The organism is Pseudomonas sp. MIS38, assembly GCF_019891575.1.
In the GTDB taxonomy this organism is placed as follows: domain Bacteria; phylum Pseudomonadota; class Gammaproteobacteria; order Pseudomonadales; family Pseudomonadaceae; genus Aquipseudomonas; species Aquipseudomonas putida_A.
In genome coordinates this window covers 18,015-34,529 of sequence record NZ_JAFLXF010000011.1, presented here as the reverse complement: position 1 = coordinate 34,529, position 16,515 = coordinate 18,015, and the positions used below count along the sequence as shown (strand labels likewise).

Below are 16,515 nucleotides of genomic sequence, written 5' to 3'. Positions count from 1 at the left end.
CGCGCTCCTTTTTCTCGTATTTACAGCAGGTTATCCCATGCATTTCAGCGAACTGATGGCTGTTCTTTCCACCCATGCGATCCGCCTTCAACAGGAAGATGAAGACCTGGTCATTCTGGGCAGCGACGACGCGCTGGACGATGCGTTGTGGGACAGCCTCAGCGAACACAAGGCGCAGTTGCTGGAACTGGTCGCGCAAAACGGTGGCGACTGGCTGAGCCCGGCGTTTCGCATCACCCCGGACATGCTGCCGCTGGTGACTCTGGATCAGCCGACCATCGATCGCCTGGTCGCCAAAGTACCCGGCGGCGCCGCCAACCTGCAGGACATTTACCCGCTGGCGCCGCTGCAGGAAGGCATGCTCTATCTGCACCTGTCGGCGCCCGCCGGTGACCCCTACGTGTCGCAAGCGCGATTCGCCTTCGACAGCCGCGAACGGCTGGAGGCTTTCGCCGAGGCGCTGCAATGGATGATCGAACGCCACGACATTCTGCGCACCTCGTTCGTCTGGGAACGCCTGGACGAACCGCTGCAAGTGGTGCAGCGGCAGGCTCGTCTGCACTGCGAAGAAATCGCCCTCGACCCGGGCGCGGATGTCCTGACGCAATTGCTGGAGCGCCACGACCCACGGTTCTTCCGCCTCGACATCCAGCGGGCGCCGCTGCTGCGACTGGTGTACGCCATGGATCCGGCCAACGGGCGCGTGGTCGCGCTGTTGCTGTTCCATCACCTGATCATGGACCACGTCGCGCTCGACGTGGTGCGCCGTGAAACCCGCGCGCATCTGCTGGGCCAGACCGCGCAGGTCGGGCCGCCGGTGCCATACCGCGATCACCTGGCCAAGGCCCGCCTGCGTCTGGACGAGCAGGTGCACGAAGCGTTTTTCCGCGAGATGCTTGCCGACATCGACGAGCCGACCTTGCCCTGTGGTTTGCAGGATGTGCAGGGCGATGGCCAAGGCATCGAAGAAGCCTTGCTGATGCTCGACACCGACTTCAGCCGTCAACTGCGCGGGCAGGCGCGTCAGCTCGGCGTCAGCGTCGCCAGCCTGATGCACCTGGCGCTGGCGCGGGTGCTCGGGCAGTTGTCCGGGCGCACGGCGGTGGTGTTCGGCACTGTGCTGCTGGGGCGGATGGAGGCGGGCGAGGGCGGCGAACAGGCGCTGGGGATGTTCATCAACACCTTGCCGCTGCGCGTGGATGTCGGGCAGGACGGCGTGCGTGCCGGGGTGCTGGCCACCCATCGACGCCTGACCGCGTTGCTCGGCCATGAACAGACCTCACTGGCCCTGGCCCAGCGTTGCAGCGCAGTGGCGGTGCCGACGCCGTTGTTCAGCGCGATCCTCAACTATCGCCACAGCAGCAGTGAAGAGATCGCCGAGGTCAGCGAACTGGCCCCCGGCGTGCAAGTGCTGGGCGCCCGCGAACGCACGAACTACCCGCTGACGATCAACATCGACGACCTCGGCGAAGACTTGCGCATCACCGCGCTGGCGGATGCGGCGCTGGGTGCCGAACGCATCGCCGCTTACCTGCACACCGCGTTGCACAGCCTGCTGCAGGCCTTGCAATCGACCCCGGATGCACCGCTGCAACGCCTGAATACTCTGCCGGCGGCCGAGCGCGAATACCTGCTGCACGGGGTCAACTCGCCGTTGCCGCAGTTCCCGGAAACCCCTTTGATCCATCAGCAATTCGAAGCCCACGCGGCGGCACGCCCGGAGGCCGCAGCGCTGCTGTTCGAAGAGCAGACGCTGAGCTACGGCGAGCTCAACCGCCGCGCCAATCAGCTCGCGCATCACCTGCTGGCGCGGGGGATTCGTCCGGATCAGCGCGTGGCGATCTGCGTCGAGCGCGGCCCGCAGATGATCATCGGCCTGCTAGGTATCCTCAAGGCCGGCGCCGGTTACGTGCCGATCGACCCGGCCTATCCACTGGAGCGCATCGCTTACACCCTGGAGGACAGCGCCCCGGTGGCGGTGCTGACCCAGGCCGATACGCTGGATCGGGTTGGCGCGCTTGGCGTGCCGATCATCGATCTGGACAGCCTGCAGTTGCAGGCTGAACTCAGCAGCAATCCGCAGATTCCCGAGCTGACCCCAAATCATCTCGCCTACGTGATCTACACCTCCGGTTCCACCGGGTTGCCCAAAGGCGTGATGGTCGAACACCGCAACGTGGTGCGACTGTTTTCGGCGACCCACGACTGGTTCAACTTCAACCCGCAAGACGTGTGGGCGCTGTTCCATTCCTTCGCTTTCGATTTCTCGGTCTGGGAAATCTGGGGTGCACTGGCGTTTGGCGGCCAGTTGTTGCTGGTGCCGCAGGCGGTCAGCCGCTCGCCGGACGACTGCTACGCGCTGCTGTGCCGCACTGGCGTCACCGTGCTCAATCAGACCCCGAGCGCCTTCCGTCAACTGATCGCCGCGCAGGGCCGCAGCCCGTTGCAGCACTCGTTGCGCGAAGTGATCTTCGGCGGCGAAGCACTGGAACCGGGCCTGCTCAAACCGTGGTACGCGCGGGTCGGCAATGCCGGTACGCGGCTGGTGAACATGTACGGCATCACTGAAACCACGGTGCACGTGACCTATCGCCCACTGCAGGCAGCGGACGCGCTGCTGGTCGGGCGCAGCCCGATCGGTGTGGGCATTCCCGACCTGCAACTGTACGTGCTCGACGCGCAGCGCGAGCCGGTGCCGGCCGGCGTGATCGGCGAGTTGTACGTCGGTGGCGCCGGGGTTGCCCGGGGTTACCTCAATCGTGAAGCGCTGACTGCTGAACGCTTTATCGCCGACCCGTTCAGCGGCCGTGCCGAGGCGCGTCTGTACAAGACCGGTGACCTGGCGCGCTGGACCGCCGATGGCAGCCTCGAATACCTCGGTCGCAACGACGATCAAGTGAAGATCCGTGGTTTCCGCATCGAACTCGGTGAAATCGAAGCTCGCCTCGCCGCCTGCGCCGGGGTGCGCGAAGCGCTGGTGATCGCCCGCGAAGACAGTCCCGGTGACAAGCGTCTGGTCGCCTACTGGCTGGCCGCCGCAGGCACTGAACCGAGCGCCGCGCAATTGCGCGACGAGTTGCTGCTGTCGCTGGCCGACTACATGGTGCCGAGCGCCTTTGTGCGCCTCGACGCGTTACCGCTGACCACCAACGGCAAGCTCGATCGCAAAGCCTTGCCGCAACCGGACAGCGATGCGTTTGCCCGGCGCGGTTTCGAAGCCCCAGTGGGGGAAGTCGAAACCCTGATTGCCGGGATTTGGCAGAGCCTGCTCGGTGTCGAGCAGGTCGGGCGGCACGACAATTTCTTCGAACTCGGCGGCCATTCGCTGTTGGCGGTGAAACTGATCGAACGCATGCGCCAGCACGACTTGCAGTGCGACGTGCGCGTGCTGTTCGGCCAGCCGAGCGTTGCGGCGCTGGCGGCGACCTTGAGTCACAGTCACGCCCTACGGGTTCCAGAAAATCTGATTGCCGCCGATTGCACGCGGATCACCCCGGACATGCTGCCGCTGGCCACGCTGGATCAGGCCGCCATCGACCGCGTGGTCGCCAGTGTGCCCGGCGGCGTCGGCAATGTGCAGGATATTTACGGCCTGGCGCCGTTGCAGGCGGGGATTCTCTACCACCATCTGGCGACCAGCGCCGGGGATCCGTACGTGCTGCAGGCGCAATTCGCCTTCGCCGGTCTGGCACAGATCAAGGCTTTCGTCCGTGCGTTGAATGCGGTGATCGAGCGCCACGACATTCTGCGCACCAGCGTGGTTTGGGAAGGGCTTGAGGAGCCAGTGCAAGTGGTCTGGCGCGAGGCGCCGCTGGCGCTGGAACGGGTCGATGCCGACCTGCTGGAGGGCGATGTGCTGGAGCAGATGCAGGCGCGGTTCGATCCACGGCACTACCGCCTCGACCTGCGCCGGGCGCCGCTGATGCGTCTGGCCTACACCGAAGACCGTGAACAACAGCGCTGGGTCGGCATCCTGTTGCTGCACCACATCGTGCTCGACCACACCGCACTGGAAGTGTTGCTGGCGGAAATGAACGACAGCCTGTACCCGAGCGGCGCCGATTTGCCGATGCCGGTGCAGTACCGCAACTACGTGGCGCAGGCGCAGCAACAGGCCAATGCCGAGGCGCATGAAGCGTTCTTCCGCGACATGCTCGGCGACATCGACGAGCCGACCGTGGCCTTCGGTGTGCAGGACGTACATGGCGACGGCAGCACCATTGTCGACAGCGAGCAGGCGCTGGATTCGAGCGTGGCCCAGCGCTTGCGCGAGCAGGCGCGCCGCCTCGGCATCAGCGCGGCCAGTCTGGTGCACCAGGCCTGGGGCCAGGTGCTGGCGCAGGTTTCGGGGCGCGAAGAGGTGGTGTTCGGCACCGTGCTGCTCGGGCGCATGCAGGGCGGCGAGGGCGCCGATCGCGCACTCGGCATGTTCATCAACACCTTGCCGTTGCGGGTCAGTGTTGGCGCTACCTCGGTAGAGCAAGGCGTGCGCGCTACTCATGAGCGTCTGGCGCAATTGCTGGCGCATGAGCAGGCCTCGCTGTCGCTGGCCCAGCGTTGCAGCGGTGTTGCCGCGTCGCTGCCGCTGTTCAGCAGCTTGCTCAACTATCGCCACAGCGCGGCGGAACCGACAGGCGTGGCCTGGGACGGGATCGAGATTCTCAGCTCGCGCGAGCGCAGCAACTATCCGCTGGTGGTCAGCGTCGACGACCTCGGCACCGGTTTCCGCCTGAGCGTGCAGGCGGTGCCGCAAGTGGATGGCGCGCGGGTCTGCGATTACCTGCAAACCGCGCTGCACAACTTGCTGACCGCTCTGGAGCACTCGCCAGCAACGTCGCTGCGGCAGATATCGGTGCTGTCGCCGAGCGAACGCCAGCGGGTCCTGGTCGGCTTTAACATCACCGGTCGCGACTACCCGCCGGCGCAAACCGTGCAGCGTTTGGTCGAGGCCCGGGCGGCCGCGCACCCCGAGGCATTGGCGGCGGTGCAAGGCGCGCAGCAGTTGAGCTATGGCGAACTCAATCAGCGGGCCAATCGCCTGGCACATCACCTGATTGGCCTTGGCGTGCAGCCCGATGACCGGGTCGCCCTATGTGCCCGGCGCAGCCCGGACATGCTGGTGGCGCTGCTGGCGATCCTCAAGGCCGGCGCCGGTTATGTGCCGGTCGATCCGGCGTATCCGGCGGAACGCATCGCCTACCTGTTGCAGGACTGCGCCCCGGTGGCGGTGGTGGCGCAGGCATCGACTCGCGATCTGCTCGGTGGCGTGCAGGTCATTGATCTGGACAACGACCTCTGGCAGCACCTGTCGGATGCCAATCCGCAGGTGCCGGCATTGACGCCGAAGCATCTGGCTTACGTGATCTACACCTCCGGCTCCACCGGCCAACCGAAAGGGGTGATGGTCGAGCATGCGACCCTGGAAAACCTTGTGCACTGGCACGCTGAAGCCTTTGATTTGCAGGCCGGCAGCCAGACCGCGAGTGTCGCCGGCTTCGGTTTCGATGCGATGGCCTGGGAAGTCTGGCCGGCACTGTGTGTCGGCGCGACCTTGCACCTGCCGCCGCCGTCGATCCGCAACGAGCACCTCGACGAGATGCTCGACTGGTGGTGCGCGCAGCCGTTGCAGGTCAGCTTCTTGCCGACGCCGGTGGCCGAATACGCGTTCAGCCGGCAATTGCAGCACCCGACCTTGCGCACGCTGCTGATCGGCGGCGACCGACTGCGTCAGTTCAGTCGCCAGCAAACCTTCGAAGTGATCAACAACTATGGCCCGACCGAAGCCACGGTGGTCGCCACCTCGGGGCCGGTCGAACTGGATCAGCCGCTGCATATCGGCCGGCCGATCGCCAACGTCAGAATCTATGTGCTGGACGCCGAGCAGCGTCCGGTGCCGGTGGGCGTGGCGGGCGAGTTGTATGTCGGCGGGGCAGGCGTGGCGCGCGGCTATTTGAATCGCCCCGAGCTGAGCGCTGCGCAGTTCCTTTTCGACCCATTCAGCGATGAGCCGCAGGCGCGCATGTACCGCACCGGCGATCAGGCGCGTTGGCTGGCCGACGGCAACATCGAGTACCTGGGGCGCAACGATGATCAGGTCAAACTGCGTGGCGTGCGTATCGAGCTCGGTGAAATCGAAGCCGCGCTCGGCAGTCACGTTGCACTGCAGGAAGCGGTGGTGCTGGTTCGCGATGGGCGGCTGATTGCGTGGTTCACCGAGCGCACGGCGGTCGATATTCAGCAGTTGCACACGCATTTACAGGCACGCTTGCCGGATGCGCTGCTGCCGGCGGCCTACGTACGTCTGGATGCGTTGCCGTTGACCGCCAACGGCAAAATCGACCGCAAGGCCTTGCCGGAACCGGAGCAGGGCGCGTGGCTCAGCCGCGAATATGAAGCGCCCCACGGTGCGGTGGAAACCGCGCTGGCGCAGATCTGGATCGACGTGCTGAAAGTCGAGCGGGTCGGGCGTCACGACAACTTCTTCGAATTGGGCGGGCATTCGCTGCTGGCGGTGAGCCTGATCGAACGCATGCGCCAGATTGACCTCGCGGCCGACGTGCGCGTGCTGTTCAATCAGCCGACCCTGGCCGCATTGGCGGCCGCTGTGGGCAGCGGTCGCGAAATCGAGGTGCCGGCCAACCGCATTCCGCCGGGCTGCACCCGCATCACTCCGGACATGCTCAGCCTGACTGAACTCGATCAGGCCAGCATCGAGCGTATCGTCGCCACCGTGCCGGGCGGGGCCGCCAACGTGCAGGACATCTATCCGCTGGCACCGCTGCAGGAAGGCATTCTTTACCACCACCTGAGCGCCGAACAGGGCGATCCGTACCTGCTGCAATCGCGGCTGATCTTCGACAGCGTCGAGCGCCTGCGCACGTTCAGCCAAGCCTTGCAGCAGGTCATCGCGCGCCACGACATTCTGCGCACCAGTGTGGTCTGGGAAGGGCTGGCGAGTCCGCAGCAAGTGGTCTGGCGTCAGGCGCCGCTGGTGGTGCAAGCGGTGCCGCTGGATCCGGCGCAGGGCGACGTCCTCGAACAGTTGCACGCGCGGTTCGATGCCCGGCACAACCGCCTCGACCTGAGCCAGGCGCCGCTGATGCGCATCGTCTACGCCGAAGACCCGGCGCAGCAACGGGTGGTGGCGATCATCCTCTTCCAGCACTTGATTCTCGACCACACCGCCATGGAGGTGGTGGGCCAGGAAATGCGCGCGTTCATGTTCAATCAGGCCGACAGCCTCGGCACGCCGATGCCGTATCGCAACTACGTGGCGCAGGCGCGTCTGGGTGCCAGCGAGCAGGAACACGAAACGTTCTTCCGCGACATGCTCGGCGATATCGATGAACCGACCCTGCCGTTCGGCCTGCACGATGTGCAAGGCGATGGCGGCGACATCGAGGAGGCGCAGCAAGCCGTGGATGCCGGGTTGACCCTGCGCCTGCGTGAACAGGCGCGGCAGCTGGGTGTCAGTCCGGCGAGCCTGATGCACCTGGCCTGGGCACAGGTGCTGGGCGTGCTTGCCAACCGCCGCGACGTGGTGTTCGGCACGGTGCTGTTGGGGCGTTTGCAGGGCGGTGAGGGCGCGGATCGCACCCTCGGCGTGTTCATCAATACCTTGCCGCTGCGGGTGGATGTCAGCGAAGGCGTGCGCGCTGCGGTCAAGACTACCCACGCACGGCTGACCGCGTTGCTGGCCCATGAACACGCGCCATTGGCGCTGGCCCAGCGTTGCAGCGCGGTGTCCGGGGCGCCGCTGTTCAGCGCACTGCTCAACTACCGGCATACCGCTGCCGAAGCGCAGCCGCATGACGGTCAGGGCATCTGGGAAGGCGTGCAATTGCTTGGCGGCGAAGAGCGCAGCAACTATCCGCTGACCCTCAGCGTCGACGATCTCGGCGAAGACTTTTCCCTGTCCGTGCTGGCGTTGGCGCAGATCGGCGCGCAACGGATCTGCGGCTACATGCACACCGCGCTGGAGCATCTGGTGCACGCACTGGAGCAGACGCCACAGCGTGCGCTCAACCGTTTGCCGATTCTTGCGGTCGAGGAATACGAGCGCCTGCTGGTCGGTTTCAACCCGACTGCGGCGGCATACCCGCGCGGCGCAACGATTCAGGCGCTGGTGCAAGTGCAGGCCGAGCAGCAGCCGCAGGCACTGGCAGTGGTGCAGGGCACGCAGCAACTGACCTATGCGCAACTCAATCAGCAGGCCAATCGCCTGGCGCATCACTTGCTCGGCCTCGGCGTGCAGCCGGACGACCGGATTGCCGTGTGCCTGCAACGCAGCCCGCAGATGCTGGTGGCGCTGCTGGCGATTCTCAAGGCCGGCGCCGGTTACGTGCCAATCGACCCGGCGTACCCGGCGGAGCGCATCGCCTACCTGTTGCAGGACAGCGATCCGGTGGCGGTGCTGGCGCAGGGCGCGACCCGCGAGCTGCTGGGTCGAGTGCCGGTGATCGATCTGGACAACGCCCTCTGGCAACACCTGCCGGAGACCAATCCGCAACTGCCGACGCTGACCCCGGCGCATCTGGCCTACGTGATTTACACTTCGGGATCGACCGGCCAGCCGAAAGGCGTGGTGGTCGAACACGCGACCCTGGAAAACCTTGTGCACTGGCACTGTGAGGCATTCGACCTGCGCGCCGGCAGCCACACCGCGAGCGTCGCCGGTTGCGGTTTCGACGCGATGGCCTGGGAGGTCTGGCCGGCGCTGTGTGTCGGCGCGACCCTGCACCTGCCGCCGCCGTCGATCAGCAACGAACACCTCGATGAACTGCTCGACTGGTGGCGCGCGCAACCGTTGCAAGTGAGCTTCCTGCCGACGCCGATTGCCGAATACGCCTTCAGTCGTGAGTTGGGTCACCCGACCTTGCGCACGCTGTTGATCGGTGGCGACAAGTTGCGGCAGTTTTCGCGTGGGCAGACGTTCGACGTCATCAACAACTACGGCCCGACCGAGGCCACGGTGGTTGCGACTTCCGGTTCAATCCATGCCGGGCAATTGCTGCACATCGGCCGGCCCATCAGCAACGCCCGGATCTACCTGCTCGATGAACAGCAGCGTCCGGTGCCGGTTGGCGTGGCGGGCGAGCTGTACGTCGGTGGCGCGGGTGTCGCGCGTGGTTATCTGAACCGTCCCGAGCTGACCGCCGAACGCTTCCTCGAAGACCCGTTCAGTGACGAACCGCAGGCGCGCATGTACCGCACCGGCGACCTCGCGCGCTGGTTGGCCGACGGCAATATCGAATACCTGGGGCGTAACGACGATCAGGTCAAACTGCGCGGCGTGCGGGTGGAGCTGGGTGAAATCGAAGCCGCGCTGTCCAGCCATCCGGCGGTGCAGGACGCGGTGGTGCTGGTGCGCGAGGCGCGGTTGATCGCCTGGTTTACTGCTCGCACAACAGTCGATAACGAGGATCTTCGCGCGCATTTGCTAGCGCGTCTGCCACAGGCACTGGTGCCGGCAGCTTACGTGCGGCTTGAGGCGCTGCCGCTGACCGCCAACGGCAAACTCGACCGCAAGGCCTTGCCAGAACCGGATCAGGACGCCTGGCTCAGCCGCGAATACGCCGCGCCGCAAGGGCCGGTGGAAACCGCATTGGCGCAGGTCTGGGCCGAGGTGCTGCAAGTCGAACAGGTCGGTCGTCACGACAACTTCTTTGAACTGGGCGGCCATTCGCTGCTGGCGGTGACCCTGATCGAGCGCATGCGTCAGCTCGGCCTGAGCACCGATGTGCGCGTGCTGTTCAGCCAGCCAACCCTCGCCGCACTGGCCGCCGCCGTCGGCAGTGGTCGCGAAGTCGCGGTGCCGGCCAATCTGATTCCAATCGGTTGCACGCATATCACTCCAGACATGCTGACCCTGGTGCAACTGGATCAGCAGAGCATCGAGCGTATCGTTGCCACGGTGCCTGGCGGTGCCGCCAACGTGCAGGACATTTATCCGCTGGCGCCGTTGCAGGAAGGCATTCTTTATCATCACTTGAGCGCCGCGCACGGCGATCCATACCTGCTGCAATCGCGCCTGGCATTCGACAGCCTTGAACGCTTGCAGGCCTTCGCCGCCGCGCTGCGCCAGGTCATGACACGTCACGACATTCTGCGCACCGGAGTGGTCTGGGAAGGGTTGGCGACGCCGGTGCAAGTGGTCTGGCGCGAAGCTCAACTGCCGCTGCAGGAAGTCGCACTCGACCCGGCCGGCGGTGACGTACTCGCGCAATTGTTTGAGCGTTTCGACGCGCGGCATTTCCGCATCGACCTCAGTCAGGCGCCGCTGATTCGCCTGGTGTATGCGCAGGATCCGGCCAACCACCGGGTGGTCGCCATGCTGCTGTTCCATCACATCGCCATGGATCACACGGCGCTGGAAGTGGTGCAGCAGGAACTGCAGGCGCTGCTCTTCGGTCACGGCGAAGCCCTGATACCCGCCGTGCCGTATCGCAATTACGTGGCGCAGACCCGGCTGGGCGTCAGCGAGCAGGAGCATGAAGCGTTCTTCCGCGCGATGCTCGGCGAGATCGACGAGCCAACGCTGCCGTTCGGTCTGCTGGACGTGCACGGTGACGGCCATGACATCGAAGAAGTCCGTCAGCGCGTGCCGGAAGTCTTGGCGCAGCGCTTGCGCAGCCAGGCGCGGCAGCTGGGCGTGAGCGTCGCGAGCCTGTTCCATCTGGCATTTGCCCAGGTATTGGCGGCGACTTCCGGACATGAGCGCGTGGTGTTCGGCACCGTGCTGCTGGGGCGGATGCAGGGCGGTACCGGTGCTGATCGCGGTCTGGGAATGTTCATCAATACGCTGCCGCTGCGGGTGGATCTGGGCGATGTTCCGGTGCGTGCCGGGGTGCGCGCCACCCATGCGCAACTGACCGCATTGCTCGGCCATGAACATGCGTCACTGGCATTGGCCCAGCGTTGCAGCGGGGTGGCGGCGCCGTCGCCGCTGTTCAGCGCCATGCTCAACTACCGGCACAGCGTCAGCGCGGAACAGTTGCAAGCCAATCGCCTGGCCTGGCAAGGCATCGAAAATCTGTCCAGCGAGGAGCGCACCAACTATCCGCTGAGCTTCAACGTCGATGACCTGGGGCAGGGCTTTGATCTCACGGCCATGACCCCTGCGCCGATTGGCGCGGCGCGGGTGTGTGGCTACATGCAGCAGGCGTTGGCGGGGCTGGTCGAGGCGCTGGAGCAGGCACCGCAGCAGGCCTTGAACCGCCTGCCGGTGCTGGCGGATGCCGAGCGCCAGCAGTTGCTGTTCGGCCTGAATGCCACGGACGTCGATTACGATCTTCAGCAGACCATTCATGGCTTGTTCGAAGCGCAAGTGGAGCGCTCGCCACAGGCACCCGTCGTGGTCGCGGGTGAGCAGCAACTGAGCTACGCCGAACTCAATGCCCGGGCCAATCAACTGGCGCGGCACCTGCGCGAATTGGGCGTAGGGCCGGACTCACGGGTGGCGCTCTGCGTCGAGCGCGGTCTGGACATGGTGGTCGGGCTGCTGGCGATCCTCAAGGCTGGCGGCGGTTATGTGCCGCTGGACCCGGCGTATCCGCTGGAGCGTCTGGCCTACATGCTGAAAGACAGCGCGCCGTTGGCGGTGCTGGTGCAGGGAACCACGCGTTCGTTACTCGGCGAAGTCTCAGTGCCGGTGGTCGATCTGGATCAGCCGCACTGGCAATCGCTGCCTGCCGACAACCTTTCAGTAGCCGAACTGACCCCGCAGCACACCGCTTACGTCATTTACACCTCCGGTTCCACTGGCCAACCGAAAGGCGTGATCAACGAACACAGCGGGGTGGTCAACCGATTGCTGTGGATGCAGGACGCCTATCAACTGACCTCCAGCGACACGGTATTGCAGAAAACCCCGTTCAGCTTCGACGTCTCGGTCTGGGAGTTCTTCTGGCCGCTGATGACCGGCGCACGTCTGGTCATGGCCCGGCCCGAGGGGCACAAGGATCCGCAGTACCTCAGCGAAATCATCGAACGCGAACAGATCACCACGCTGCACTTTGTTCCGTCGATGCTCGATGTGTTCCTCGCTCATGCTGACACCGCACGCTGCAGCAGCCTGCGGCAAGTCATGTGCAGCGGCGAAGCGTTGCCGGGCAGCGTGGTACGGCGCTTCAAGCAGCAACTGCCGGCCAGCCAATTGCACAACCTCTACGGCCCGACCGAGGCTGCGGTGGACGTGACCGCGTGGAACTGCGCCGGGCCGCTGGAACAAACGCCAGACAACACGCCGATCGGCAAACCGATCGCCAACACCCGCATGTACATCCTCGATGCCCAGCAACAACCGGTGCCGCACGGCGTGGTCGGCGAGCTGTATATCGGTGGCGTGCAGGTGGCGCGCGGTTATCTGAATCGCCCGGAGCTGAACGCCGAGCGCTTCCTCAACGATCCGTTCCAGGCCAATGGGCGGATGTACCGCACTGGCGACGTCGCCCGCTATCTGCCGGACGGCAATATCGAATACCTGGGCCGTAACGACGATCAGGTGAAGATCCGTGGCCTGCGCATCGAACTCGGTGAAATCCAGGCACGCCTGACCCAGATCGATGGCGTGCAGGAAGCCGCCGTACTGGCCCGCGAAGATGCATCCGGCGACAAGCGTCTGGTGGCGTACTACACCGGCGCACGCCTGGAAATCGACGTGCTGCGCAGCCATCTGCTGGAGCACCTGCCGGACTATATGGTGCCCGCGCTGTTCGTGCACCTCGATGCATTGCCGCTCAGCCCCAACGGCAAACTCGACCGCAAGGCACTGCCGGCCCCGGATCTGGCGGCGCTGACCGCCCGCGAATACGAAGCCCCGGTGGGCGAAGTGGAAATCACCCTCGCACGGCTCTGGGCAGAGTTGCTCAACGTCGAGCGGGTAGGGCGCCACGATCATTTCTTTGAACTGGGTGGTCACTCGCTGCTGGCGGTCAGTCTGATCGGCCGGCTGCGTCAGGAAGGCATGGAAGCCGATGTCAGGTCGCTGTTCGAACATCCGACCTTGGCAGGCTACGCCGCAATTACCGAACGAATGGAGATCGTCCTGTGAACGTGATCGAACTGTTGGCCACATTGAAGGCTAAAGATATCCAGCTGGCGGTCGCGGACGACCAATTGCGGGTCAATGGCAACAAGCAGGCGTTGAACGACCCGGCGTTGCTGGCGCTGTTGCGCGAGCACAAACCGGCGCTGATCGAACTGATCAAGGCCGGGCAGTACTCGGCCAGCAAGCACGGTCAGGTCGAAGTGCCAGCCAACGGCATCGTTGCGGGCACCACGCACATCACCCCGGCGATGCTGACGCTGGTCGAGCTCGACCAAACCACCATCGACCACCTCGTCGCACAAGTCCCCGGCGGCGCAGCCAATGTGCAGGACATCTACCCGCTGGCGCCGCTGCAGGAAGGCATCCTGTATCACCACGTCAGTGGCGGTGACGGCGATCCGTATGTCATGCAATCGCATTTCGCCTTTGCCAGCCGCGAGCGTTTTCAAGCGTTCGCTCATGCGCTGCAAGCGGTGATCGATCGCCATGACATTCTGCGCACCGCTGTGCATTGGGCAGGGCTGGATGCACCGGTGCAGGTGGTCTGGCGCCGCGCCGAACTGCCGGTGGAAGAGGTGACGTTGCCTGATGCAAATGGCGACGTGCTGGCGTATCTGCACGAGCGCTTCGACGCCCGGCATTTCCGCCTCGACGTTACCCAGGCGCCGCTGATGCGTCTGGCCCACGCCTGGGATGAGGCCGGGCAACGGGTGATCGCCACGCTGTTGTTCCATCACATGGCGCTCGACCACTCGGCCCTCGACGTGGTGCGCCACGAAATGCGCGCGTGCCTCACCGGGCAGCGTGAACGGCTCGGGCGCCCGGTGCCGTTTCGCAACTACGTGGCGCAGGCGCGTCTGGGCGTCAGCGAGGCCGAGCACGAGGCGTTTTTCCGCGAGATGCTCAGCGACATCGACGAACCGACGCTGCCTTACGGCCTGCAGGACGTGCAGGGTGACGGCAGCGAAATCGTCGAACTCAGCGTGCCGGTCGCGGCGCTATTGGGCCAGCGTCTGCGGGCGCAGGCGCGGTCGCTCGGCGTCAGTGTCGCGAGCCTGTTCCACCTCGGCTGGGCGCAGGTGCTGGCCGCGCTGACCGGCAAGCAGCAGGTGGTGTTCGGCACGGTGCTGATGGGCCGCATGCAAGGCGCTGAAGCGATTGATCGGGCGCTGGGGATTTTCATCAACACCTTGCCGTTGCGGGTGAACATCGACGGGCAGGACGTGCGCGCGGCGGTCAACGCCACCCACGCCCGGTTGACCACGCTGATGCGGCACGAACACGCACCGCTGGCCCTGGCTCAGCGCTGCAGCCACGTCGTGGCGCCGACCCCGCTGTTCAGCACACTGCTCAATTATCGTCACAGCCACAACGTGGCCACTGCCAGCGCCGAGACCCTCGCGGCGTGGCAGGGCATCACCACCCTGCACTCAGAAGAGCGCAGCAACTATCCGCTGACGATGAGTGTCGATGACCTCGGTGACGGTTTCAGCCTGACCCTGCTGGCCAGCACCCAGACCGATCCACAGCGCATCTGCGACTACCTGCACTGCGCGCTGGAAAACCTCGTGCTTGCGCTGGAGCAGGCGCCGCAGACACCGGTCAACCAACTGCCGATCCTGCCGGCGGCGGAGCTTGCGCAGGTACTGCTCGAGTTCAATGCCACTCAAGTGGATTTCCCGGCTGCACAGACCATCCAGCAACGTTTCGAGGCACAGGTGGCCGAACGGCCGGACGCGCTGGCGGCAGTGTTTGCCGACGCGCAACTGACCTACGCCGAACTCAATCAGCAAGCCAATGCCTTGGCGCAGCATCTGATCGGTTTGGGCGTGAAACCCGACGACCGTGTCGCCATCGTCGCCCGTCGCGGGCTGGACACCCTGGTCGGGCTGGTGGCGATCCTCAAGGCCGGCGCCGGTTACGTGCCGATTGACCCGGCGCACCCGGCGGAGCGATTGAACTACCTGCTCGACGACAGCGCGCCAGTCGCCGTACTGACCCAAAGTCATCTGCGCGAGCGACTGCCGGCGCTAAACGTGCCGGTGCTCGACCTCGATCACTGCAACTGGCCGCTGACGGTTACGCAAAACCCGCAGGTACCGGGCCTGAGCACCGCGAACCTGGCCTACGTGATCTACACCTCCGGCTCCACTGGTTTGCCCAAAGGCGTGATGGTCGAGCATCACACCTTGAGCAATCTGGTCGACTGGCACTGCACCGCGTTCGACCTGTGTGCCGGGCGTCACACCTCAAGCCTGGCCGGGTTCGGCTTCGATGCGATGGCTTGGGAAGTCTGGCCGGCGCTCTGCGCGGGCGCGACCCTGCATCTGGCGCCGACTCACGAGGGCGGCGAAGACATCGATGCCTTGCTCGCGTGGTGGTGCGCGCAGCCGCTGGACGTGAGCTTCCTGCCGACCCCGGTGGCCGAATACGCCTTCAGCCAGAACCTCGAACACCCGACCCTGCGCACGTTGTTGATCGGCGGCGACCGCTTGCGGCAGTTCAATCGCAATCAGCATTTCGACGTGATCAACAACTACGGCCCGACCGAGGCCACGGTGGTCGCGACCTCAGGTCTGGTGCAAAGCGGCGACGCGCTGCACATCGGCAAACCGCTGAGCAATGCCACGGTGTACCTGCTCGACGAACAACAGCGCCCGGTGCCGCTTGGCGTTGCCGGTGAGCTGTACGTCGGCGGTGCCGGGGTTGCCCGTGGCTACCTCAATCGCCCGGACATGACTGCCGAACGCTTTCTGCGTGACCCGTTCAGCCGCGCGCCGAACGCGCGGATGTACCGCACCGGCGACCTTGCACGCTGGCGCGAGGACGGCAACATCGAGTACCTCGGGCGCAACGACGATCAGGTGAAGATCCGTGGCGTGCGCATCGAGCTGGGCGAGATCGAAACCTGCCTCAACCAGTTGCCGGGGATTCAGGAAGCGGTGCTGCTCGCTCGCGAAGATCAACCCGGCCAGCCGCGCCTGGTGGCCTACTTCACCGAGCAGCCGCAGGTCGAAGCGCTGCCGGTGGGCGAGTTGCGCGCGCAATTGCTCAGCCGTTTGCCGGAATACATGGTGCCGACGGCGTTCGTCAAACTCGCCGCGCTGCCGCTGACCGCCAACGGCAAAGTCGACCGCAAGGCCTTGCCGGCGCCGGATCTGGCGGCGCTGTTCACCCGCGAGTACGCAGCGCCCGAAGGCGAGGTGGAAACCGCGCTGGCGCAGATCTGGGCCGACGTGCTGCAGGTCGAGCGGGTCGGGCGGCAGGATCACTTTTTCGAACTCGGCGGGCATTCGTTGCTGGCGATGCGCATGGTCTCGCAAGTGCGCCAGCGTCTGGGTGTCGAGCTGGCGCTGAGCGATCTGTTTGCCAACGCCGAACTGGCGGCGGTCGCGGCAGTGCTGAGCGAGGCCGGACGCTGTGCGCAACCGCAGATCGTGCCGGTCCCGCGTGACGGCGCGTTGCCG

The 16,515-nt window shown here is 65.3% G+C and carries 2 protein-coding genes (1 of these 2 cut by a window edge); both read left to right on the top strand.

All coding sequences use genetic code 11. From position 1 onward, the window contains the following. Positions 1–37: 37 nt before the first annotated feature. Entirely contained in the window at positions 38–13,051 is a 13,014-nt protein-coding gene (locus tag J1G18_RS14295; RefSeq protein WP_223007931.1) for a non-ribosomal peptide synthetase, read from the top strand. Continuing rightward, on the top strand, positions 13,048–16,515 hold the 5' end (the start) of the coding sequence (locus tag J1G18_RS14290; RefSeq protein ID WP_223007930.1) for a non-ribosomal peptide synthase/polyketide synthase. The gene runs 14,376 nt beyond the window's last position; the window shows 3,468 of its 17,844 coding nt (coding positions 1–3,468); its start codon is at positions 13,048–13,050; the stop codon falls past the right edge of the window. Before J1G18_RS14295 ends, J1G18_RS14290 begins: the two co-directional genes overlap by 4 nt.

Coding starts and splice junctions, on each gene's coding strand:
- J1G18_RS14295 (WP_223007931.1), top strand. CDS start 38: ATGCATTTCAGCGAACTGATGGCTGTTCTTTCCACCCATGCGATCCGC.